The sequence below is a fragment of the Cupriavidus ulmosensis genome, assembly GCF_977008105.1.
Genome location: NZ_CDRMWP010000002.1, coordinates 3,055,470 through 3,078,514, shown reverse-complemented (window position 1 = coordinate 3,078,514; position 23,045 = coordinate 3,055,470). Strand labels below are relative to the sequence as shown.

At 69.7% G+C, this 23,045-nt stretch carries 21 protein-coding genes; 13 read left to right on the top strand and 8 right to left on the bottom strand.

What is annotated here, in order from left to right:
• Positions 1-34: 34 nt before the first annotated feature.
• Positions 35-451, top strand: a complete 417-nt coding sequence (locus ACWTPI_RS33285; RefSeq protein ID WP_454733908.1) for a VOC family protein — start codon at positions 35-37, stop codon at positions 449-451.
• Between the two features lie 222 nt (positions 452-673).
• A complete protein-coding gene (locus ACWTPI_RS33280; RefSeq protein ID WP_454733907.1) occupies positions 674-1,786 on the top strand; it encodes an extracellular catalytic domain type 1 short-chain-length polyhydroxyalkanoate depolymerase in 1,113 nt (370 codons plus the stop codon).
• Here ACWTPI_RS33280 and ACWTPI_RS33275 read toward each other — a convergent pair.
• Both ACWTPI_RS33275 and ACWTPI_RS33270 read right to left on the bottom strand, forming a co-directional pair.
• A complete protein-coding gene (locus ACWTPI_RS33275) occupies positions 1,722-2,063 on the bottom strand; it encodes a 2Fe-2S iron-sulfur cluster-binding protein (protein ID WP_454733906.1) in 342 nt (113 codons plus the stop codon). The genes ACWTPI_RS33280 and ACWTPI_RS33275 overlap by 65 nt on opposite strands.
• A complete protein-coding gene (locus ACWTPI_RS33270) occupies positions 2,060-2,695 on the bottom strand; it encodes an IMPACT family protein (RefSeq protein ID WP_454734060.1) in 636 nt (211 codons plus the stop codon). The genes ACWTPI_RS33275 and ACWTPI_RS33270 overlap by 4 nt, the downstream gene beginning before the upstream one ends.
• A 308-nt stretch (positions 2,696-3,003) precedes the next feature.
• On the opposite strand from ACWTPI_RS33270, the gene ACWTPI_RS33265 reads away from it, so the two are divergent.
• Positions 3,004-5,031: a PhoX family protein gene (locus ACWTPI_RS33265; protein ID WP_454733905.1), complete on the top strand. Its 2,028-nt coding sequence runs from the start codon at positions 3,004-3,006 to the stop codon at positions 5,029-5,031.
• Positions 5,032-5,184: 153 nt separating this feature from the next.
• Positions 5,185-5,802 carry a DUF938 domain-containing protein gene (locus ACWTPI_RS33260; RefSeq protein ID WP_454733904.1) on the top strand — a complete coding sequence of 206 codons (618 nt, stop codon included), beginning with the start codon at positions 5,185-5,187 and terminating at the stop codon, positions 5,800-5,802.
• A 383-nt stretch (positions 5,803-6,185) separates the two neighbouring features.
• On the opposite strand, the gene ACWTPI_RS33255 is transcribed toward ACWTPI_RS33260, so the two are convergent.
• The 3 genes from ACWTPI_RS33255 to ACWTPI_RS33245 all read right to left on the bottom strand — a co-directional run bounded on the left by ACWTPI_RS33255 (position 6,186) and on the right by ACWTPI_RS33245 (position 7,731).
• A complete protein-coding gene (locus tag ACWTPI_RS33255) occupies positions 6,186-6,665 on the bottom strand; it encodes a hypothetical protein (protein WP_020202209.1) in 480 nt (159 codons plus the stop codon).
• Positions 6,666-6,856: 191 nt separating this feature from the next.
• Positions 6,857-7,447 carry a DUF1439 domain-containing protein gene (locus ACWTPI_RS33250; protein WP_454733903.1) on the bottom strand — a complete coding sequence of 197 codons (591 nt, stop codon included), beginning with the start codon at positions 7,445-7,447 and terminating at the stop codon, positions 6,857-6,859.
• A gap of 80 nt (positions 7,448-7,527) precedes the next feature.
• Positions 7,528-7,731 carry a SlyX family protein gene (locus tag ACWTPI_RS33245; RefSeq protein ID WP_454733902.1) on the bottom strand — a complete coding sequence of 68 codons (204 nt, stop codon included), beginning with the start codon at positions 7,729-7,731 and terminating at the stop codon, positions 7,528-7,530.
• A gap of 192 nt (positions 7,732-7,923) precedes the next feature.
• Here ACWTPI_RS33245 and ACWTPI_RS33240 point away from each other — a divergent pair, with 192 nt between their 5' ends.
• Entirely contained in the window at positions 7,924-8,082 is a 159-nt protein-coding gene (locus tag ACWTPI_RS33240; protein ID WP_454733901.1) for a hypothetical protein, read from the top strand.
• 158 nt (positions 8,083-8,240) lie between these two features.
• Positions 8,241-9,107 (top strand): DMT family transporter, encoded by an 867-nt coding sequence (locus ACWTPI_RS33235; protein WP_454733900.1) that lies wholly within the window; start codon positions 8,241-8,243, stop codon positions 9,105-9,107.
• 25 nt (positions 9,108-9,132) lie between these two features.
• On the opposite strand, the gene ACWTPI_RS33230 is transcribed toward ACWTPI_RS33235, so the two are convergent.
• Complete coding sequence (locus tag ACWTPI_RS33230) at positions 9,133-9,783, bottom strand: HAD domain-containing protein (protein ID WP_454733899.1); 651 nt, start codon at positions 9,781-9,783, stop codon at positions 9,133-9,135.
• A 690-nt stretch (positions 9,784-10,473) separates the two neighbouring features.
• Between ACWTPI_RS33230 and ACWTPI_RS33225 the strand changes: the two genes are divergently transcribed.
• Positions 10,474-10,959 carry a GFA family protein gene (locus tag ACWTPI_RS33225; protein WP_059411912.1) on the top strand — a complete coding sequence of 162 codons (486 nt, stop codon included), beginning with the start codon at positions 10,474-10,476 and terminating at the stop codon, positions 10,957-10,959.
• A gap of 30 nt (positions 10,960-10,989) precedes the next feature.
• Here ACWTPI_RS33225 and ACWTPI_RS33220 read toward each other — a convergent pair whose 3' ends face one another.
• Positions 10,990-11,754, bottom strand: a complete 765-nt coding sequence (locus ACWTPI_RS33220; RefSeq protein WP_454733898.1) for a sulfite exporter TauE/SafE family protein — start codon at positions 11,752-11,754, stop codon at positions 10,990-10,992.
• A gap of 588 nt (positions 11,755-12,342) precedes the next feature.
• Here ACWTPI_RS33220 and ACWTPI_RS33215 point away from each other — a divergent pair.
• From ACWTPI_RS33215 to ACWTPI_RS33205, 3 genes are read left to right on the top strand one after another with little or no spacing between them, the layout of a single operon-like run.
• Entirely contained in the window at positions 12,343-13,707 is a 1,365-nt protein-coding gene (locus tag ACWTPI_RS33215; protein WP_369796874.1) for a TolC family protein, read from the top strand.
• A gap of 37 nt (positions 13,708-13,744) precedes the next feature.
• Positions 13,745-14,968: an efflux RND transporter periplasmic adaptor subunit gene (locus tag ACWTPI_RS33210; RefSeq protein WP_052165833.1), complete on the top strand. Its 1,224-nt coding sequence runs from the start codon at positions 13,745-13,747 to the stop codon at positions 14,966-14,968.
• A gap of 13 nt (positions 14,969-14,981) precedes the next feature.
• Positions 14,982-18,107 (top strand): efflux RND transporter permease subunit, encoded by a 3,126-nt coding sequence (locus ACWTPI_RS33205; RefSeq protein ID WP_020202220.1) that lies wholly within the window; start codon positions 14,982-14,984, stop codon positions 18,105-18,107.
• Positions 18,108-18,726: 619 nt separating this feature from the next.
• Here ACWTPI_RS33205 and ACWTPI_RS33200 read toward each other — a convergent pair.
• Entirely contained in the window at positions 18,727-19,014 is a 288-nt protein-coding gene (locus ACWTPI_RS33200) for a hypothetical protein (RefSeq protein ID WP_231401588.1), read from the bottom strand.
• Between ACWTPI_RS33200 and ACWTPI_RS33195 the strand changes: the two genes are divergently transcribed.
• From ACWTPI_RS33195 to ACWTPI_RS33185, 3 genes are all read left to right on the top strand, one after another.
• A complete protein-coding gene (locus ACWTPI_RS33195; protein WP_441602038.1) occupies positions 18,899-19,417 on the top strand; it encodes a fimbrial protein in 519 nt (172 codons plus the stop codon). The genes ACWTPI_RS33200 and ACWTPI_RS33195 overlap by 116 nt on opposite strands.
• A gap of 89 nt (positions 19,418-19,506) precedes the next feature.
• On the top strand, positions 19,507-20,241 hold the full coding sequence (locus ACWTPI_RS33190; protein ID WP_020202222.1) for a fimbria/pilus periplasmic chaperone: 735 nt from the start codon (positions 19,507-19,509) through the stop codon (positions 20,239-20,241).
• 196 nt (positions 20,242-20,437) lie between these two features.
• Complete coding sequence (locus ACWTPI_RS33185; protein ID WP_454733897.1) at positions 20,438-23,041, top strand: fimbria/pilus outer membrane usher protein; 2,604 nt, start codon at positions 20,438-20,440, stop codon at positions 23,039-23,041.
• Positions 23,042-23,045 lie beyond the last annotated feature (4 nt).

Genomic DNA, 23,045 nt, shown 5'->3' with positions numbered 1-23,045 from the left:
TCCACCATCCGTTAACCCAACAACCTCGAAAATCATGACGCAGTCCGTTTTTCACCTGGCATTCAATATCACCGACCTCGATGAGGCGCGTCGTTTCTACCAAGGGGTTCTTGGCTGCAAGGAGGGCCGCAGCACCGACACCTGGGTTGATTTCGACTTCTTTGGCCACCAGATCTCGCTGCACCTTGGCAAGCCGTTCGAGACCGCGCGCACGGGGCGCGTAGGCACCGCTCTGGTGCCGATGCCGCACTTCGGCATCATCCTGCTGCTCCCGGAATGGCGCGCGCTGGCCGACCGCCTGACCGCGGCCGGCACGGACTTCGTACTGAAGCCGCAGGTCCGATTCGAAGGCGAGCCGGGAGAGCAGTGGACGATGTTCTTTTTCGACCCGTTTGGCAATCCGATCGAAGTGAAAGGATTCAAGACCTGGGAGGCGGTGTACGCGCACTAGCGCGCCGGTTTCGGTACCGGGCCGCCGCGCCACATCGCGCGCCGCGAGGCCGCGCATGGCCTCGCGCGCCGCGAGCGCTTGCCGGAATGGACCCATCCGGCGGGCCGCCGGCGCGGCGCGCGGTTCTCGCATCGCGAGAAATCTGGCGGGAACGGCGCCCGGGGCGGCATACTACGGCGCATCCTCACCCGCGAGAAGGGACTCCCTCATGGCAGGCCTCCGATGACACGCCGCCGGACGAGCAGCGGCGCGAAGCTCTGGAACACGCTCAGCAAGATCGCCACGCGCAACGTGCGGCGCGCGCAGCGCACCGTCACGCGCAGCGCGATCCAGTCGGCGGTCAGGCAGGGCGAGGCGATGAGCAAGGCCGCGCAGCGCGTGCTCAGCGGCGTGGCCTCGCCGGTGGCGGCGCCGGTGAGCCGGGCCGGCGGGCGCTGGGAGGAGGGCAGCTGGGGGCTGGGGCCGCTGGTGCAGCGCCGCTACCGGCTGTTCGTGCCGAGCGGCGTGAGCGCGGCGCGACCGGCGCCGCTGCTGGTGCTGCTGCATGGCTGCGGGCAGGATTCGGCCAGCTTCGCCGCCTGCACGCGCGCCGCGGCGCTGGCGCGCAGCGCGCGCTGCGTGGTGCTGATGCCGGAGCAGTCCTCGCACGCCAATGCGCAGCGCTGCTGGAACTGGTTCCGCTCGGCGGCGCGCGTGGCGACCGAGGCGGCCCTGCTGATGGCCATCGTCGACCACGTCTGCGAGCAGCGCCTGGTGCGGCCAGCCGAGGTGTTCGCGCTGGGCCTGTCGGCCGGCGGTGCGATGGCGCAGATCCTGGGCCTGCGCTATCCGGACCGCTTCGCCGCGGTCGGCTCGCACTCGGGCGCGGTGGCGCTCAGCGCCGGCAATGCCGCGCAGGCGGCGCGCGTCATGCAGGGCAAGGGCCAGCCCGACCTGCAGGCCGCGCGCTTGTTGCTGGCGGGACGCCGGCCGCCGCCGCTGCTGTTGCTGCACGGCAGTGCCGACCACGTGGTGGATTTCGACAACGCGCTGGCCGCCGCCGCGCTCTGGCAGCAACTGCTGCCGGCTGCGCCGCTGGCCGCCGCGCCGCGCCGCGTCCAGCGCGGCCAGCGCCGGCCCTTCGACGTGTTCGCATGGTCGGACGCGGGCCGGCCCTATGTCCGGCTGGTGCGCATCGAAGGGCTGGGCCATGCGTGGAGCGGCGGGCCGTCCAGCCAGGCCTTCAGCGATCCCGCCGGCCCCGATGCGCTGCGCATCGCGTGGCAGTTCTTCATGCAGTGCCTGGCGGCGGAGGCGGCTCGCCGTCCCGCAGCCGGGCAAGCGGCGCTTGCATGACCACGTCGCTTTCCGGGTACGCCACGCACGGCAGGATGTAGCCCTCGTCGCGCTCGTCGAAGCTCACGCCCGGCCACGCGATGCGGTAGCCCACGTGCCCGGCCGAGAGCCGGCACAGGCAGGCGCGGCAGGTGCCGTTGCGGCACGAGCTGGGCAGTTGCACGCCGGCCTGCAGCGCGGCCTGCAGCAGCGTCTGCGCGCCCGGCGCGGCGAAGCCCCGGCCCAGCGGTTCCACGCGCGCGTGGAAGACCGGTGCTGCTGGTGTTTCCGCGCTCACGGCTGCGCTCCGTTCTCGCCGTCGCCCTCACCCTCGCCCTCATCGGGATCGGGAAAGCGCGCGCGCCCGTGGGTGGCGTCGCGCAGCGCGGCGCGCGCGGCGTCCAGTTCGCTGGCCGGCAGCCGGATCGTCAGGCGCGCGGCGGCGCCGTGCTCGCCGTGCGTCAGCGTGTGGCCGGCCTGTTCGATCCAGCGGCGCACGCGCGCCTCGTCGGCGTAGTCCACCTCCACCACCAGCCCGGCATAGGCGATGCGCTCGATGCGCTGCGCGTCCTTCAGCGCCACCGCGATGGCGTCCGTGTAGGCGCGCACGAGGCCGCCCGCGCCCAGCTTGATGCCGCCGTAGTAGCGCACCACGGCCGCCAGCACGCCCTCCAGCTCATGGTGGCGCAGCACTTCCAGGATCGGCCGGCCGGCGGTGCCGGACGGCTCGCCGTCGTCGGACATGCCCGAATGCCCCCCGGCCAGCAGGGCCCAGCAGACATGGGTGGCGCCGGGATGTTCGGCGCGCAGGCGCTGCAGCTCGGCGGCGGCGGCGGCGCGGTCGGCCACCGGGATGGCGTAGCCGATGAAGCGGCTCTTGCGGATTTCCAGTTCGGCCTGGAGCGGAAAGGCGAGGGTGTAGGTCGGCACTGATCGGGCCACGCCGGGCTGCGGCGGCGGGCGGAAAAAACGGAAGGACGGCGCCGCGGGCTGCGGGCGTGCGCCAGTGTACCGCAGCGGGCCGCCCGGCCCGGCCTGGGGCGCCGCGCGGGGGCGCCGCGCAGACGCGGCGGGCCTCCTGGATGTCTGCAAAGTAAGTCAGTTTAAACAAGCTGTCACAAATGGTTCATAGCATGCGACTCGGCCTGATCGCTGCGCGGCCGTTGTCCCCATCGGCGCGCGGCACGGTGGCGCCACGTGCGTCGCTCACCCACTCACAAAATAAACGGGAAAGAAGAATGATCGACAAACCGGATGCTTCCCGCCGCAAGGCACTCAAATTCCTGGCCGGCGCACCGATGCTGCCGCTCGGCCTCGGCGCGACCGCGCTGCTGGCCGGCTGCGGCGGCGGCGACGATGCCGTGGCCGCGCCCGCTCCCGCCGCGCCCGCGGCGCCGGGCACGCCCGCCGCGACCTTCAGCACCGCCGAATTCACCGGCATGTCCGCGCCGGCGCTGTCCAACCCGGCCGCGATGGCGACCACCACGGTCGGCTCGAGCCTGAAGGTGTCGTTCAGCGACGGCAGCAGCCAGACCTACAAGCTGGCCTACCAGCCGTTCTTCATGACCGGCGACACCGTGGCCGACGTCAAGGGCGGCCAGATCCTGGCCGGCGGCTACTTCGACATCAACAACCAGCCGATCATCGACAAGTCCGTGGCCGGCAAGGAACGCCAGTTCTTCTCCGACTCGCCGGACGGCACCTCGCTGCTGAAGATCGACGGCGCCAAGGTGGCCGGCGTGAAGGGCAACACGGTGTTCGCCGTGGTGCAGTTCGAGTACACCACCCGCAACCAGGCGAACGCCACCATGTACGGCCGCCTGCCGTCGCCGATCGCCGTGCTGACGCTGGACCAGGATCCCGCCACCGGCAAGCTGAGCCTGGTCAAGTACCACAACGTCGACACCTCGTCGGCCAACGGCCTGTGGATCACCTGCGGCGCGAGCCTGTCGCCGTGGAACACGCACCTGTCGAGCGAGGAATACGAGCCGGACGCGTTCCTCAACGCGACCAACCCGCTCGACGCCACCTACCTCGACCTGGTCGACCAGTACGCCAAGTACGCCGCGAATCTCTACGGCAACGCGAGCATCCCGCTCAACCCGTATCTCTACGGCCACCTGCCCGAGGTCACGGTCAACCCGGACGGCACCGCCAGCATCAAGAAGCACTACTGCCTGGGCCGCATCTCGCACGAGCTGGTGCAGGTGATGCCGGACAACCGCACGGTGCTGATGGGCGACGACGCCACCAACAGCGGCCTGTTCCTGTTCGTGGCCGACAAGGAGAAGGATCTCTCCGCGGGCACGCTGTACGTGGGCAAGGTCGGCACCGGCTTCTCCATCGATCCCGCCGCCGCCGGCGCCGACCTGACCTGGGTCAAGCTCGGCCACGCCACCAGCGCGGAAGTCGAGGCGATGGCCAAGTCGCACCGCCCGGCCGACATCATGGACGTGGTGTACGCCGATCCGCTCGACAACACCTACACCAAGATCTTCGCCAACGGCGCGGCCCAGTGGATCAAGGTCGTGCCGGGCAAGGAGCGGGTCGCCGCGTTCCTGGAAACCCACCGCTACGCCTTCCTCAAGGGCGGCAGCATGGGCTTCACCAAGATGGAAGGCACCACCGTCAACATCAAGGACAAGATCGCCTACTCCGCGCTGCAGAACATCCAGGACTCGATGGTGAAGAACAACGCCAAGGGCTGGAACGCGCAGAGCAACATCTCGGTCGACGCGGCCCTCAAGGCCGGCGGCGTGATGCAGCACAAGCTGGCCGGCGGCCAGAAGGACCTGGACGGCGCCGCGATCAACAGCGAATGGGTGCCGGTGCACACCAGCGCGCTACTCGTGGGCAAGGACATCGCCGCCGATGCGCTGGGCAACACGGCCGACCCGGACCTCGTCGCCAACCCGGACAACCTGAAGTTCTCGGAAAAGATGCGCACCCTGTTCATCGGCGAGGACAGCGGCCAGCACATCAACAACTTCCTGTGGGCCTACAACGTCGACACCAAGAAGCTGGCCCGCGTGCTGTCCACTCCGTCGGGCGCCGAATCGACCGGCCTGCATGCGGTCGACGAGCTCAACGGCTGGACCTACATCATGAACAACTTCCAGCACGCCGGCGACTGGAATGCCACCTTCCACGCCAAGGTACAGCCCACGCTGGACCCGCTGGTGCGCGCCAACTACAAGGACAGGTTCGGCGCGGCGGTCGGCTACCTGACCGCCGAGGCCACCAGCGTCAAGACGAGCAAGGCCTGAGCGCAATAGCCTGACCCGTGGCCGCGAGGCCGCGGGCCGGGCCCGCGGCAAAATGCCCCCGGCGAGCGATCGCCGGGGGCATTTTGTTTTGCGCCGCCGGGCATGCCTGCTAACCTTGCGGCACGCTGCCCCACAAAAAACAGGAGATACACGATGCCGACACGAGACGAGCAACTCCAGGCGCGCCGCATGGCCCCGGCCACCGACCGCAACCGCGACGCCATCCTGGCGGTGCTGCGCCGCGTCCTGCCGTCCAGCGGCCTGGTGCTGGAGATCGCCAGCGGCACCGGCCAGCACGCGGCGCATTTCGCCGCGGCGCTGCCGGGCCTGACCTGGCAGCCGAGCGACCCGGAGCCGGCCGCGCGCGACTCGATCGCGGGCTGGACCGCGCACGCCGGGCTGGCCAACGTGCTGCCGCCGCTGGCGCTGGACGTGCGCCAGCAGCCGTGGGGCATCGAGGCCGCGCAGGCGCTGGTCTGCATCAACATGGTCCACATCGCGCCGTGGTCGGCGGCCGAGGCGCTGTTCGCCGGCGCCGGCCGCCTGCTGCCGGCCGGCGGCGTGCTTTACCTGTATGGCCCCTATCGCCGCAACGGCGAGCACACGGCGCCGAGCAATGCCGCCTTCGACGCGCAATTGCGCAGCGCGGACGCGCAATGGGGCGTGCGCAATATGGAAGATATTGCCGCGCTCGGCGAAGCGGAAGGCTTTCGCCTGGACGAGCCAATTCCGATGCCGGCGAATAATTTCAGCCTGGTATTCCGCAAATAGGGGAAATGCCGGAATGCGCCGGGAATGCGCGGCCGCGGTCAGTGGCGGTGCAGCCGGGCGCGAGCGCTGCGCGAATGCGCGGGGCAATAGGGGAAGCGGCTAAGGCGGAGTTAAGGCGGGATTCAGGCGCGGCCAAGGCGTGGCTGAAGCGTGGCTGAAGCGCGGCGGGAGTGCGGCCAAAACACAGCGGAAGGAAGACCAGGCCGTGCGCGCGGAGAACGCGGGCAGGAGGGCGGACAGAAAGGCGGGCAGGAAAAGCGGCAATGCCGGGCTGGCGTGCCGGCCGGCCAGGCGCCAGCCGGTCTGCACGAGCAAGGTGCGCGGCGCGGAGCATGGCGCGGATCGCCGCGCGCACCTCCGGGCCGCGCCGGGCCCAGCGCGATTTACTTCGCTGCGACGGGCGCTGCTTCTGCTTCGGTCTTCACGGCGGCGGCCTTCCTGGGTGCTGCCGGCTTCTTTGCGACGGCCTTCTTGGCTGCCTTGGGAGCGGCCTTCGGTGCTGCTGCCTTCGGCGCTGCCGGCTTGGCGGCGGCCTTCTTGGCGGCGGCCTTCACTGCCGGCTTCTTGGCGGCGGGCTTGGCCTTGGCCTTTGCCTTTTGCGCGGCCAGCTTTTCCTTGGCGATCTGCTTCTCGGCCAGCAGGGCCTTCTTCACGGCTTCGGCGACCTGCACGATGTCGCGCTTGGCGGTCTCGATGGCCTTCTTCGAATCTGCGCGCAGCTTCAGCAGGGCCTTCTTGGCGGCGGCCAGTTCGCGCGACAGGACGCTGGCCTTCTTCGCGGGCACGGCGGCCTTCTTGGCGGCGGCCGGCTTGGCCTTTGCTGCTGCGTTGGTCTTTACAACTTTCTTGGTGGTCACGGCCATGATGATTTACCCGTTAGTTTGTGGAGCGCGGAGTATAACCTTTCGCGCGGCATGACTTCCACGCGTTCAAATAAATGCGGTTGATTTCCAACGGAAAAACGTGCGCCGATACAACGCCCTTATCCGGACCCGGCGCGCGCCGAAGATGAAAATATGGCCCACGTATGGGCCTTTTCGTAATTTCGCCGGTTTCAGCGGGTATTGATCCGGACCTTGATGCCGTCCGGCAGCACGGTGATCGCGCCGGGCTCTATATCCTTGCCGGCCACGCGCAATTGTTCCGGCGTGAACGTGTAAAGCGGGTAATCGCGCAGCACCTGCTGCGCCACCACGGCGCCGATCGCGTTCAATTGCTCGCCGTATTGCGCCGGCATGCCGTCGACCTGCACGCGCTCGACGGACGGATTATCCAGCAGCACCGCGCGCTTGTCCGGGTCGTAGCGCAGGCCGCTGCTCAGCGACAGCTTGCCGGTGATCGGCGGCGCGGGCAGCAGCGTGTTGCTGACCTGCGCGTCCATCTGCGTGCTCACGCGGTTGCCGGCGTCGTCGAGGACCAGGCGCGGATTGGCCAGCCGCACGTCGAGCACCTGGCCGTAGCGCAGCCGCGCGGGAAAGCGCTTGTCGATGGCCTCCTGCAGCTCCTGGCGCGAGAACGTGTAGTCGCCGGTCCAGACGTTGTAGCCGGCCCGGGCGCCGGCGCTGCCGAGCGCGGCAAGCGCGCCGCACAGCACGAAGCGCGCTGCGGCGCGGGTGGCGCGGATGGCGTTCGGCTTCGTTCTCATGCGGCTCCTCCGGGTTGGCGCGCGGGTTCAGGGTCAGACGCGGCGGCGGCGGGGATGTTCCTGTCGCGTGTCGCCGGCGCTCAGTAATGCGGCGGGATTTCGTGCTGCGGGCCGTTGTCGGCACCGCCCGGGCCGCCCGAGCGCATCTGCTGGTAGAGCGCCTGGAGCTGTTCCTGCAGCAGGTCGATCTGGCGCTGCTGGCGCGCCACGGCGAGGTTCAGCGTCTCGAGCAGGTCGTCCTGGAAGGCGACCTTGATCTCCAGTTCGGTCAGGCGGGATTCCATCGCGCGTTCTCCGTATTCGTTTCGGTGTGCATGCCGCTGCCGCTGCCGGCTGTGTTCCGGCACGGGAGGCGCCGCGCATTGTAAGGCAGGCCCCGGCTTGCTTCTCGCTTGCCTCTCGCGCCGCGCCGGTGTAACGTTGCGCATCCACCGGCCGATCCAGTATGGCGATCCGCGCCGGGCACACGGACCATCATGACCGCAGCCACGCACTTCCAGCTTGCCGCCGACGCTCCCCTCGCGGGCGCGGCGCTGCCGTGCGCGGTCTTCATCGCCTCGCCTCCTCCTCCTGTCGCCTCCCCGCCGCGCGCGCGGGCCGGCACCGCGCCGCCGCCGCCGTCCACGCGGGGCTGACCGGGCCGGCCCCCGACTCCCGGCCCGTCTTTCCATCTTCGGCTTTTTCCCCTGCCGCACGCACGGCGCGTGACCGGCACCGGCTTGCCGAAGGTTTTCGACGCGAAGTCTTCGAAGGCATCCGGCCACGGGCCGGATGCCTTCGACAGGTGAACATCATGACATTGAACAAAACCGCCCTGGGCGCGCATGGCTCGACCGCGCTCTTCGTGCTGCTGTGGAGCAGCGGCGCGATCTTCGCGCGGCTCGGGCTCGAGTATGCATCCGCCTTTGCCCTGCTGGCCGCGCGTTTCGCGCTCGCGCTGCTGGTGCTGCTGGCGCTGGCCGCGTGGCGGCGGCGCTGGCTGCCGGCGCCGGGCACGCGCGTGCGCGTGATGGCCGCCGGCCTGCTGATGACCGGCGCCTATTCGATCTGCTACCTGCTCGCGCTGGCGCGCGGCGTGACGCCGGGCGTGCTGGCCACCGTGCTGGGCGCGCAGCCGGTGCTGACCTTGCTGCTGGTGGAGCGGCGCTATCCGCTGCGCCGGCTGGCGGGCCTCGCGGCCGCGCTGTGCGGGCTGGTGCTGGTGGTGTCGGCGAGCATCGGCCGCGCGCGGCTGTCGCCGACCGGCGTGGGCTTCGCGCTGGCCGCGCTGGCCTGCATGACGTTCGGCGCGATCCTGCAGAAAGGCATCCGGCAGGCGCCGCTCGACGTGCTGCCGCTGCAATACGGCGCCGGGCTGGCGCTGTGCCTGCTGTTCGTGCCGTTCCAGCCGATGACGGCCACGCCGGCGGCGGGCCTGCTGCTCTCGCTGGCGTGGCTCGCGCTGGTGATCTCGGTGGGCGCCACGCTGCTGCTGTACCGGCTGATCCAGGCCGGCAACCTCGTCAGCGTGACCAGCCTGTTCTACCTCGTGCCCGCCGTGACGGCGCTGCTGGACTACCTGTTCCTCGGCAACCGGCTCACGGCGTCCACCCTCGCGGGCATGGGCGCCATCGTGGCCGGGCTCGCGCTGGTGTTCGGGCGAGCGGCCGGCCAGCGCTAGCGCCGGGCGGCGGCGCGCCGCGCCGTCACGCGTGCGCCACTGCCGGGGCGACGACCTGCGCCGGCAGGACCAGCTCGGGCACGCCCTGCAGCAGCGGCGTGGCGATCGCGCCCGGCGCGAAGCGCGCGGGGGCTTCGCGGGCCAGCCGGCGCAGGCGCTGCAGGCGCGCTTCGAGGCCGGCGTCGGGCTGGGTGTCGAGGCTCAGCGTGGACGGGCAGGCCACGCCGAGCACGTCCAGCGCCTGCTTGAAGTTGGCCGGCGTGAGGCCCTCGGCCGGATTCACGGCGACCGTGTGCGGGCGCAGGCAGGCGTATTGCTCGTCCCGCAGCGACGCGGTGTCGCAGGTCAGGATGGCGAACGCCTGCGGCGCGGGGCGCTTGGCGAAATAGGCGGCGACGCGCGCGGCATGGCCGCCGGGCACGTCGGGCGTCATGCCTTCGACCTGCAGGTCGAGCTGCTGCAGGATCGCCGCGGGCACACCGCGGCGCCACGCTTCGGAGACCACCACGCGCGCGCCGGCGAGGCCGAACAGGCGGCGCACGAAGCCGAGCGCGAGCGGATCGAAGAAACGGACGTCGCGCAGGGTGCCGGTATCGGGAATCCCGCCCAGCCGGGCCTCGGAGCGGCCCGAATAGAGGACACCGGGGACGTCGAGCATGATGAGGCGTTCTGACATGATTTCCTGTTCTGGTGGCAGCGCCGTGGTTGGCACGTGTTGAAGATTACGACGCGGGCCGGGAAATCTGCAGTGCGCTATGCGGCCTAATGTGCAACATATCTGTAACTTGAGATGCGGCTTCGTAAATTTCATCCGTTCGCCGCGGCGAGTTGTTTCGCGCCGAAACAACTCGCCCGACTCGCCCAGCTCGCCCGCGCGGGACGCCGGCGCCGGTGCGCGGCGTCCCGCGGCTTCACAGGTTGATGAGCAGGTAGGCCACGGCGACGGCGCCGATGGCGCAGAGGGTCTTGCGGTAGATCGAGGACATTGGCTGTTCTCCCGGTTGCACGTTGGACAAAGGGCGCGCGCGCCCGCTGGCAAGGTGCCGTGCGGGGAGATCAGGACAGCATGGCGATGTCCCGCCTTCCCCGCACGGCGAGGAAAAGCACGGCGGCGAGACCCCGGGGGGCCGCCGCGCGCGCGCAGGCCGGCGCGGCCTGCGGGGCAGGCGGGAGGGCGGCGCGCGGAGCGGTCGGGACGATGGGCATGCGGCGTTCGGGCCGGTTCGGGTTGGCGGTTGGCGTACGGCCGCAATCTCGGGCCGCCGCCGGACTGGTCCTTATGCCATAGCGGGCATGTCCTGTCCAGCCGGCCCCGCGCCGGCGGCGTTGCCTAGAATGGACTTTCCCCCAACCAGCAGGAGGTCCCATGCATCTCGAAGGTTCCTGTCACTGCGGCGCCGTCGGCTTCAGCCTCGAGGCCGATTCCCCTTATCCGTTCATGCACTGCCATTGCTCGATCTGCCGCAAGACGGCCGGCGGCGGCGGTTATGCCATCAACCTCGGCGGCGACGCCGCCACGCTCAAGGTCCGCGGCAGGAAGCACGTCGGCATCTATCACGCCGTGATGCGCGAGCCGGGCCGGCGCGCGTACCGCTCGCAGGCGCAGCGGCATTTCTGCCTCAAGTGCGGCAGCGCGCTGTGGCTGTGGGACCCGCGCTGGCCGGAGCTGGTGCACCCGCAGGCGTCGGCCATCGACACGCCGCTGCCCAGGCCGCCCGAAGTGGTGGAGGCCGCGCTGGACTACGCCGCGCCGTGGGTGGACGTGCCCACGGGCCGCGGCCACGTGCATTGCGGCACGTGGCCGGCGGAGTCGCTGGCCGAGTGGCACCGGCGCAAGGGCCTGCTGGGGTAGGCGTTCAGGCGGGGAGGCGGATGGCGGCGCTCAGCCGCGCACCAGCATGATCGCCGCGGTGGCGATCAGGCACAGCGAGAACAGCGCGCGCAGGCGCCGCTCGGGCATGCGGTGGGCCAGCGCCACGCCCCACGAGATGGTCAGCATGCCGCCCAGCGAGAGCGGGATGCCGCTGGCCCAGTCGACGTGGCCGGCGCTGGCGTAGGTGGCCAGCGCCACCACCGCGCCGGGCGTGACCAGCGCCAGCGCCAGCCCCTGCGCCGCCGCCTGCCGGAAGCCGAACAGGCCGACCAGCGCGGGCGCGGCCACCACGCCGCCGCCCACGCTGAAAAAGCCCGAGAACGCGCCGCCCACGGCGCCCAGCGCGGGCATCCAGCGCGGCGACAGGCGCGCCCGCTGCACGGTGGCGGCGCGTCCCGGCAGCAGGCGCCACAGGAAATACAGCGCCATGCCGATCATGAAGCAGGCGAAGATGCGGCGCAGCAGCACGGCATCCATCGCGGTCGCGGCGCGGGCCGCCAGATAGGTGGCCAGCACCGCCGACAGGCCCAGCACCACGGCCGTGCGCAGCGCGATGTCGGCGCGGCGGCGGTACTGCCAGAAGCCGATCAGCACGTTGGGCGCGATCATCACCAGCGCGGTGCCCTGCGCCAGCTGCTGGTCCATGCCGTACAGCAGGCCCCGCGCCGGAATCGCGATCAGCCCGCCGCCGATGCCGAACAGGCCGCCCACAGCGCCCAGCGCCCCGCCAAGGCCGAAGATCATCAGGGAGGACAGCAGGGAATGGTCGGGCATGGGAACGGAGGGCTGGGGGAATGGCGAAATGGCGAAACGGCGCCGGCAACACGGGCAACGCGGCGCAATACCGGGCAGCACGGAACGATGCCGCGGACGGTGCCGGGCGGCCTAGCCGGACAATATGACCGCCCCGGGACAGGGCGGCCGAAAGCCGGGAAACCAGCCAGGAAGCAAGCCGGGAAACGGCGGGCCGATGCGGCACTGCAACACCCATTTCCATGCCGGCGCGCTGCCTCTGTCTCGCGGACGCAAAGTGCGTAATCATACGAGCCTTTGCCGATGGCTGCCGCCCGCGCGTGCTTTCCTCACGAAAGTGGCGCTTTCGTCAGGGTTTTCCCTCGAAATCGGCGCGTTCCTACGATTACGCCGGCTTTTACTGCGCTGATGAAAGCCGTTTGTAATGCGTTTCAGTTTGAATGCGCACGGGATATGTCGCGCCCCTTCGGCCGACCGGCGCCCGTTTGCGGATGCCGGCACGAACGCGGCATGTTTCATGGAGATAAGTGAAAGTTCGCGGCCGCGGTGCACCGATCGGCCGTCATGGTCGTTTACCGCACACTAAAGTCGAACCGAGCCTGATTGATCGTGTCATTTTCCTTTCCACGTTTCTTGCTGACGAGCCTGCTCAGCGCCCTTGCCGGCGTCGCCGTGGCCGGCTCGGATGTCCCCCCGAGCGCGCCGCTGCCGGCGGACGGCCCGTGCGTGGCGCCGCCCGCCAGGGCCGCGCTGACCCTGGCGCAGGTGCGCCTCGACGCGGTGCGCTGCAACCGCGACATCATCGCCGCGCGCCGCAATGAAGAGGCCAGCCAGGCCGACATCCAGATCGCCTCGCAGCGGCCCAACCCGGTGCTCAGCCTGGGCGTGGCCAACATCAACCCGCACCAGGGCTTCAACTCCGGCGGCCCGCGCAGCAAGACCGTGGATTCCACGCTGCGCGTGGACCAGGTGATCGAGACCGCCAACAAGGGCAACCTGCGCGTGGAAAGCGCGCGCGCCTCCAGCCGCGCCGCCGGCGAGATGCTGGAAGCGGTCATCACCCAGCAGTCCAGCGCGGTCGACCAGGCGTTCTTCGCGGCGCTGGTCAGCCAGGAGCGCGTGGCCGTGCTCAACGAGACGCTGGCCCTGTACGGCCGCACCCAGCAGGCCAACGAGGTGCGCCTGAAGGCGGGCGACGTGTCGCGCGCCGACGTGACCAAGCTCCAGCTCGATGTGCTGCGCGCGCAATCCGACCTGCGCGCGGCGACGGCCGGCTACGCCAGCGACAAGGCCGCGCTGGCGCAGGCCGTCGGCGTGCCCGGCACGCTGGCCGACAACCGGCTGGTGGCCGACTGGCCCGAGCTCGGCGTGCCGGTGCCGGAACCCGACGCCGACACCGTGCAGCGCCGCCCCGACGTGGCCGCCGCCGAGGCTCGCCTGGCCGCCGCCGCCAGCGCGCGCGACCTGGCCCGCGCCGGGCGCGTGCCGGACGTCACCGTGGGCGCGCAGGCCGAGCACTATCCGGTCTCCGACGCCAACCAGACCGGCAGCGGCAACAGCTTCGGCGTGTTCGTGTCGATCCCGCTGTTCGTGCGCCACAGCTTCGGCGGCGAGGCCCGCCGCGCCGAGGTGGACTACTACGCCGCGCTGGACGACCGCAACCGCGTGCTGCTCGAGGCGCAGAACGAGCTGGAGCGCTCGCGCAGCCAGCTCGAGGCCGCGCGCCTGTCGCTCAAGCAGATGGTCGAGAGCGTGGTGCCCGCCGCCGAAAGCGTGGCCGGCAGCGCCGAGTTCGCCTATTCCAGGGGCGCCAGCGGCGTGCTGGACCTGCTCGACGCGCGCCGCGCGCTGCGCCAGACCCGCCTCGACGCGGTGGCCGCGCGGGGCGAGTACGCCAAGTCGCTGTCGGCCTACCGCGCCGCCCTGCAGTCCTCACCCAATGCCCAGGCTCGTACCGATGTGCCGCGCCCTTAATCCCGTGTCCGCTCCGATGTCTGCTTCGATGTCCCCGATGACTGCTACGCCCGCTTCGATCTCTCCCGCCCGCCCGGGCCTGCGCGTGCGCCTGGCCACGCTTTCGCTGGTCGCGCTGGCGCTGGCCGCCTGCGGCAAGCAGGAAGCCCCGCCGCCCAGCGACGACCCCAAGGTCGCCGGCAACGTGGTCGAATTCCCCGCTTCCGTGAAGACCCTGCCCGGCATCGCCGGCGAAGCGGTCAAGAGCGGCGGCGAGCGCATGCTGAGCCTGCCCGGCCGCCTGGTGTGGAACGAAGACCGCACCGTGCGCGTGTCCAGCCCGTTCGCCGGGCGCGTGACCGAGGTGCTGGCGCAGCCGGGCACCGGCGTGAAGGCCGGCCAGGTGCTGGCCACGCTGACCTCGACCGACTTCGGCATGGCCCAGGCCGACGCGCGCAAGGCCGCCGCCGATGCCGCCTACGCCGGCAAGGCGCTGGCGCGCCAGCGCGAGCTGTTCGCGGCCGGCGTGGTGGCGCAGAAGGACCTGGAGCAGACCCAGGCCGACGCCGCGCGCGCCAGCGCCGACCTGCAGCGCACCCAGGCCGCGCTGCGCCAGTACGGCGCCCCCGCCCAGGGCGACGGCGCGGTCAACCGCTTCGCCCTGCGCACGCCGATCGACGGCCTGCTGGTGGAGCGCAACATCAACGTCGGCATGGAGCTGCGCCCCGACCAGCCGCCCGCCGCGCCGCTGTTCCTGGTCACCGACCCGACCGAGCTGTGGGCCCAGGTGGACGCCGCCGAGGCCGACCTCGCGCTGTTCAAGCCCGGCGTGAGCGTGCAACTGGTGTCGAGCGCCTATCCCGGCGAGACCTTCCCGGGCAAGGTGGTCAAGGTCGCCGACTACGTCGATCCGGTCGCGCGCAGCATCAAGGTGCGGCTGTCGGTGCCCAACGCGGACCGCCGCCTGAAGGCCGAGATGTTCGTCACGGCCCGGCTGCCGGCGGCCTCGTTCCAGGGCATCTCGGTGCCGTCCAAGGCCGTGTTCCTGGCCGACAACCGCCACTACGTGTTCGTGCGCGCCGCGCAGAACCGCTTCGAGCGCCGCCCGGTCAGGCTGGGCGTGTCGCTGCCCGGCACCACCGAGGTGGTGGACGGCCTCAAGGCGGGCGACGTGGTGGTGACCGACGGCAACCTGTACCTGCAGGACATCCTGCGCGACGCCACCGCGGTGAACGCCGCGCGTGCCGGCGAAGCCGGCGGCAGCTCCGGCGCGAAGCAGTGAGGAAGACCGCCACATGATTTCGCGTATCGTTCATTTCGCGCTGCACCAGAAGCTGTTCGTCTGGCTCGGCCTCGCCATCTTCATCGGGGGTGGCCTGGCGGCCTTCAAGAACCTGCCGATCGAAGCCTTCCCGGACGTCTCCGACATCCAGGTCAACGTCATCACGCTGTACCCGGGCCGCGCCGCCGAGGAAGTCGAGCGCCAGGTCACGATCCCGATCGAGACCGCGCTGGCGGGCACGCCGAATTCCGTGCGGGTGTTCTCGCACACCCAGTTCGGCCTGTCCTTCCTGATGGTCACGTTCAACGACAAGGCCACCGACGTGGTGGCGCGCCAGCAGGTCATCGAGCGCCTGCGCGGCGTGGACCTGCCCGACGGAGTGCAGCCGGACCTGGCGCCGCTGTCCACCGCCATCGGCGAAATTTTCCGCTTCCGCCTGACCGGCAAGGGCTACACCGCGCAGGAGCTGCGCACGCTGCAGGACTGGGTGGTGGAGAAGAACCTGCGCCAGGTGCCCGGCGTGGCCGACCTCGTCACCATCGGCGGCACCATCAAGCAGTACGAGGTGAACCCCAACCTGGCGAAGATGCGCGACGCCAAGATCTCGCTGGCGCAACTGTTCACCGCGCTGCAGCGCGCCAACTCCAACGCCGGCGGCGGCGCCGTGGCCAACGGGCGCCAGCAGTTCCTGCTGCGCTCGCTGGGCAGCTTCCGCACCTCGGCCGACATCGCCAGCGTGGTGGTGACGGAAGTCAACGGCACGCCGATCCTGGTCAGGGACATCGCCGACGTGAAGGTCGGCGCGGCGCCGCCGCAGGGCCTGATGGGCCAGGACGACGAGGACGACATCGTCTCGGGCATCGTGGTGATGCGCAAGGGCGAGAACCCCTCGCTGGTGCTGGAGGCGCTCAAGAAGAAGATCGAGCTGCTGGACAACCAGATCCTGCCCAAGGGCGTGAAGATCGTGCCGTACTACGACCGCTCCACGCTGATCGACAAGACCCTGCACACCGTGTTCGGCAACCTGGTCGAGGGCGCGCTGCTGGTGATGGCGGTGCTGTACCTGTTCCTGGCCAACGTGCGCGCCGCGGCCATCGTGGCGCTGGTGATCCCGCTGGCGCTGCTGTCCACGTTCATCGGCCTGACCTGGGTGGGCATTCCGGCCAACCTGCTGTCGCTCGGCGCGATGGACTTCGGCATCATCGTCGACGGCGCCGTGATCGTGGTGGAGAACATCTTCAAGCGCCTCGGCGAGCTCAAGGAGCAGCAGATCAAGGACAGCCGCGCGCGCATGCACGCGATCCTGCAGGCCACCACCGAGGTGGGCCGCCCGACCGTGTTCTCGATGATCATCATCATCGCCGCGCACATCCCGATCTTCACGCTGCAGCGCCACGAAGGGAAGATCTTCGCGCCGATGGCCTACACCGTGACCGGCGCGCTGATCGGCTCGCTGATCATCTCGCTGACGGTGGTGCCGCTGCTGTGCCACCTGCTGCTGACCAAGAACATCGCGCACGACGACAACTTCGTGGTCCGCCACAGCAAGCGCATCTACGAGCCGATGCTGGCCTGGGCGCTCGACCACAAGCGCACCGTGGTGGGCATCGCGCTGGGCCTGCTGGTGGCCACCGTGGGCGTGGGCAAGTTCCTCGGCAGCGAGTTCCTGCCCGAGCTCGACGAAGGCTCGATGTGGGTCAGCTTCGACCTGCCGGCCTCGGTCTCGCTCGACGAGGCGCGCGACCAGGCGCGCCGCCTGCGCGGCGTGATCCGCAAGACGCCCGAGGTCAACACCACCATCTCCAAGGTGGGCCGCCCCGACGACGGCACCGATCCCAAGCTGATCAACACCGTCGAGATCCTGGTGGACCTGAAGCCGGACAAGCAGTGGCGCGCCGGCTACGACAAGCGCAAGATCATCAACGAGATCAACGCCAACCTGCGCCAGCTGCCCGGCATCGAGCCCAATTTCTCGCAGCCGGTGCGCGACAACATCCTCGAGAGCATCTCCCAGATCAAGGGCCAGATCGTGATCAAGGTGCAGAGCGACAGCCTCGAGCACAACAAGCAGGTGGCCGACCAGATCCTGGCCAACGTGCAGTCGGTCCAGGGCGTGATGCGCGCGTTCATCGACCGCGACGGCGAACTGCCGCAGTACGTGCTGGAATTCGACCGCGCCCAGGCCGCGCGCTACGGCATCAACGTGGGCGACGTGCAGGACCTGATGGAAACCGCGCTGGCCGGCAAGGCCGCCACCGAGCTGTGGGAAGGCGAGAAGCACTTCAGCGTGGTCGTGCGCCTGAAGCCGGGCGAGCGCGAGCTGCCCAACCTGCCGAACATCTTCATGCAGACCGCGGACGGCGCGCAGGTGCCGCTGTCGCAGCTGGTGCACTTCCGCGCGGCATCGGGCGCGATGAACATCAGCCGCGAGAACGGCCAGCGCACCACCTCCATCGGCATCTTCATCCACGACCGCGACATGGGCAGCGTGGTCAAGGACATGCAGGCGCTGGTGGCCAAGAACGTCAAGGCCGACGACGTCAAGATCAGCTGGTCCGGCGAGTTCGAGAACCAGGAACGCGCGATGGCGCGCCTGTCGATCGTGGTGCCGCTGTCAGTGCTGGTGATCTTCCTGCTGCTGTTCAACGCGTTCAAGTCGTTCAAGAGCGCCACGCTGATCATCTCGAACATCCCGTTCGCGCTGATCGGCGGCGTGTTCGCGCTGTTCCTCACCGGCATTCCGCTGTCGGTGTCGGCGGCCATCGGCTTCATCGCGCTGTTCGGCCAGGCCGTGCTCAACGGCGTGGTGATGGTGACGTATTTCAACCAGCTGCGCGACGAAGGCATGCCGGTGCGCCAGGCCGTGCTGACCGGCTCGATGGACCGCCTGCGCACGGTGCTGATGACCGCGCTGCTGGCCATGCTGGGCCTGTTCCCGATGGCCATCTCGCGCGCCATCGGCTCCGAGACGCAGCGCCCGCTGGCCATCGTCATCATCGGCGGCCTGATCACCGCCACGCTGCTCACGCTGATCGTGCTGCCCACGCTGTACGAATGGATGGTCGGCCGCAACTGGCCGGACGAAGAAGGCGGCGGCAACGGCGACGAGAACCGCCTGTCGGATTCGGTGCCGGCCTGATCCGCGCGGCAAAGCGGCATCCGGGTTTGCCGCCGGCTGGCTCCCCTCTCCCGCTTGCGGGTGAGGGGGGCCACAAGCCGCGAGCCGACCTTGTCAGCAGGGCCTGTGCCGTCTTACGGCACAGGCCTTTTTTGTCGTTGGCGCCGGATTTCCCGGCCTGTGCCATGCCGGCGCCCGCCGGTTTATCGCTCGGTATTTTCTGATCGCCCCGTCGGATTTATTTCCCGGCATTATCGGAATATGGTGATTCCCATCGCGGCCATCGCCGCGCGGGTTACTGCCGAAAATCCGAAAACACGAGATAGTTCCGATATTGATTCGGAATAAACCGAGCAACGGAAAACCGGCCAGCCTCCGGGTGTATAACGCGGCACCCCGCTACGCCGGATCGGAAAATCCGGTCCGGAACGGGTTTGCGCCGTCCGCTCCACCCGCCCGCGGACTTGCCTCGCCGCCACAGCACCCCCGAATCCGCTCTCATCTTCTTCGAAAACCCCCGCAGGATGCGCGATCCGGGCCGCGATCTTCATGATGCGCGCCCAAATCATGGGTCTTAATAGGCCCTTGCCGTGCTTTTAGTACGATTACTAAATGGCTGTAAATAGCTTTCGCGGCAGTCCTATTTCGCCAAAAACGCAAGGTTGCCACAATCTGGGCTGGCGTTGAAATGACACGCCGTCAGCGTCCACCCGATCCGGGGGAGTTCACTATGCAGGCATATAAAGACAGGTAAGGCAAAAATGAAAATCAACACGAATTCCATTTTCAAGGCATTGGCGATCGCCGCGGCAGTGGCGTCGGCTCCGGCGGCAATGGCGGCGGATGGTGAGATCACCTTCAGCGGCCAGGTGCTGTCGACCACGTGCACCATCACCGGCGGCGGCGGCGCGACCGGCACCAGCAACATGACGGTGAAGCTGCCGACCGTGTCGGTGTCCTCGCTGGGCAGCTCCGGCGACACCGCGGGCCGCACGCCGTTCTCGATCAACCTGAGCGGCTGCACCGCCGGCTCCACCAAGGTCTCGACCTACTTCGAGGCCGGCAACACGGTCGACCAGGCATCGGGCCAGATCAACCTGATCGACGACGGCAGCGGCAAGCCGGTGGCGGCGAACGTCCGCATCCGCCTGCTGAACAACGCGCAGAACCCGATCGTGGCCGGCGCGCCCGTGGGCACGCAGAACTCGCAGACGGTCGACCTGAACGGCGGCGCCGCGTCGCTGCAGTACTACGCCGAATACGTGGCCACCGGCAAGGCGACCGCCGGCACCGCGGATTCGCGCATCCAGTACTCGCTGAACTACCAGTAAGTCCACGAAAGCGGCGGGCGGCGGCAGCCGCCCGCCCGATGACCAGAAAGGAGTAGCAGATGAGTCGATGGGTATCCAAGGCAGTTGCCATGCTGGCTCTGAGCGCAACCGTTCTGAGCGGCATGGCCCAGGCAAGCGTGGTGATCACCGGAACGCGCGTGGTGTTTCCGGGCGACAGCCGCGAAGTGACCGTCCGGCTTCTGAACGACGGGAACACGCCCGCGCTGGTTCAGACCTGGATGGACACGGGCGACGAGAAGGCGGCGCCGGAGTCGATCAAGGTGCCGTTCATCCTGACGCCGTCGATGTTCCGGATCGATCCCGAGAAGGGACAGACGTTGCGCATGTTTTACACGGGCGAACCATTGCCCACGGACAAGGAATCGCTGTTCTGGCTGAACGTGCTGGAAGTCCCGCCCAAGGCGCGCGACGACGAGGCAGCCAACAAGATCCAGCTGGCGTTCCGCTCGCGGATCAAGGTGATGTACCGGCCGGCCGGGCTGGCCGGCAACGCGGAAGATGCCGCGCGGCAGTTGCGGTGGGAGATCGTGCGCCGCGACGACAGCGGCGAGCATGAGCTGAAGGTGTCGAATCCCAGCCCCTACGTGGTGAACCTGGGCAGCGTGACGCTCGAGGCGGCGGGGCAGAAATACGAGGTCGAACCGACCTACGTCCGCGCGAAAGACGCGGCCCGCATGCCGCTTCCCCGCCTCGCCACGGGTCCCGTTGGCGGCGCGAGCGTGACGTTCAGCAGCATCGACGACTGGGGCGTGATCCGCCCGGCCGCCGCGGCCAGCGTCACCAGGAGCGACGCGCTCCACTGACGCGCCCACGCGCCGGCATCCCGGGCGCACCGCCCGCGGGTCCGCGCCCGCCCCCGTTTCATCCATTCGCCCTTGCAGGCCCCGACAGCGGCCGGCGGGGCGGGTGTTCGCCCATTGCCCGGCTACGTGGTCCCGCTTTGCCCGGTGCCCCGCGGCTTTATCGGCCTCCGGTCTCAAGAGACATCTCAGGAGTCATATGACATTGTTTTGCCACGGTGGCATCGACGGTGGTCGGGTGCCACGACTGAACCCGCTGTACCTGGCCGTCCTGTCCACGCTGCTGCTGTGGCAAGGGCAGGCCGAGGCCGCGCCCGCGGGCCGCCAGGGCGCCGCGGCGAGCACGCAGCCCGACGCCACCGACGTCCAGTTCGACAGCGGCTTCCTGGTGCACGCCGACCAGCAGCGCATCGACCTGAGCCGCTTCGAGAAAAGCAATGGCGTGCTGCCCGGGGACTACCGCGTCGACCTCTACGTCAACGGCGACAGCGTCACGCGCGCGCAGGTGCCGTTCCGCGCCGCCGCCGACGGCAAGGACGCGCAGCCCTGCTTCGGCAGGGCGCTGCTGGAGGAGCTCGGCGTCGACCTGCTGAAGCTGCCCGGCGACGTGCGCGACCGGCTCAAGGCGGACGACGCGTGCGTCGGGCTGCCCGAGGCCATCGCCGACGCGAGCGCGGCATTCGTGTTCGACGAGCAGCGCCTGTCGCTCAGCATTCCGCAGGGCGTGCTGCGCCGCACGCCGCGCGGCTACGTCTCGCCGGAGCGCTGGGAAGCCGGCGTGACCACCGGCATGCTGAACTACAGCGCCGACCTGTACACCACGCGCAACAACGACGGCCCGTCGCTGACGCAGGGCTTCGCCGGCCTGACGGCGGGCTTCAACGTGGGCAACTGGCATTTCCGCCACCAGGGCTCGTATAGCTGGTCGAACAACAACGGCGGGCATTACCAGGACATCGCCACCTACGTGCAGCGCGACCTGCCCAGGCTCACCTCGCAACTGACCATCGGCGAAGCCTACACGTCGGGCGAGCTGTTCGACTCCACGCAGTTCCGCGGCGTCAAGCTGTCGACCGACGAACGGATGATGCCGGACTCGGCGCGCGGCTACGCGCCGGTCCTGCGCGGCATCGCCCGCAGCAACGCGCGCGTCACCGTCAGCCAGAACGGCGTCAAGATCTACGAGACCACCGTGGCGCCGGGCGCGTTCGAGATCGACGACCTGTACGCGACCGGCTACGGCGGCGACCTGAACGTCTCGGTCAAGGAAGCCGACGGCTCGGTCCACGAGTTCTCCGTGCCGTACGCGGCGGTGCCGCTGGCGCTGCGCCCGGGCACGCACCGCTACAGCTTCGTGGCCGGCGCGGTGCGCACCGCGCAGAGCAGCCGCAACCCGCTGTTCATGCAGGGCACGTGGCGGCAGGGCCTCACCAACCTGGTGACGGGCTACGGCGGCGTGACCGCGGCGCAGGGCTACCTGTCGTTCATGCTGGGCAGCGCGCTCAACACCTCGGTGGGCGCGTTCGGCGTGGACGTCACGCAGGCGACCACGGTGGCGCCCGGCACCCGGCGCTTTCACGGCACCAGCGCGCGCGTGAGCTATGCGAAGTCGATCACGCAGACCTCCACCGACATCGCCATCGCCGCGTACCGCTATTCGACGAGCGGCTATTTCGGCCTCAACGACGCCATGCTCATGCGCGACCAGGTGGAGCGCGGCGGCTCGCCCGACGACATCGCCCGGCAGCGCAGCCGCGCGTCGCTGTCGGTCAACCAGAACCTGGGCGCCCGCTTCGGGCAGTTCGGCATGACGCTGTCGGGGAGCAATTACTGGAACCGTCCCGGCTCGGACATCACCTATGCCGCCTCGTATTCGAACGTGTTCCGCCGGATCACCTACCGGCTGTCGGTAACGCGCGAGAACGGCAGCCTGGGCAACCGCAACACGACGTTCTACGCGAGCGTGAGCATTCCGCTGGGCAGGGAGCGCCCGGTCATCGCGTCCTCGGCGCTGTCGTTCGACACCAACGGGCGCGCGCAGGCGCAGGCCACGCTGTCGGGCAGCGCCGGGCGCGACGATGCGCTGTTCTACAGCGTGTCGGGCAACCATGCGTCGCAGGACGGCGGCGCCTCGACCAACGGCAGCGGCACGGTCGTGTATCGCGCGCCGTATGCCGAGCTCACGGCGAGCGCCGGCGTCGGCCAGGGCTACCAGCAGGCTTCGGTCGGCGCGCGCGGCGGGGTGGTCGTCCATCCCGGCGGCGTCACGCTGTCGCAGCCGCTGTCCGACACCTTCGCCGTGGTCGAGGCGCCGGGCTCGGCCGGCGCGCGCGTGCTCAATTCGCAAGGGGTGCGCATGGACAGCCGCGGTTATGCCGTGGTGCCGATGCTCACGCCGTACTCGATCAACGAGGTCGAGCTCGATCCCACGGGGCTGCCGCTCGACGTCGAGCTGAGCGTGACCGCGCAGCAGGTGGTGCCGCGCGCGGGCGCGGTGCCGCTGATCCGCTTCCCGACCGTGGTCGGCCGCGCGGCGCTGATCGCCGCGCGCCAGGCCGGTGGCGAGGCCCTGCCGTTCGGCGCCCAGGTGCTCAACGCGGCGGGCACGGAGGTCGGCGTGGTCGGCCAGGGCGGCCGCATCCTGGCGCGCGGCCTCGACGAGCACGGCACGCTGACCGTGCGCTGGGGCAACGAGGGCGGCGCGTCGTGCGCCATGCCGTACACGCTGGCGGCGGCGAAGGGGCAGCAGCCCGCGCGCAGCTACCAGCAGATCGAAACGACCTGCGGGCCCGCCGCCGACTGACGGC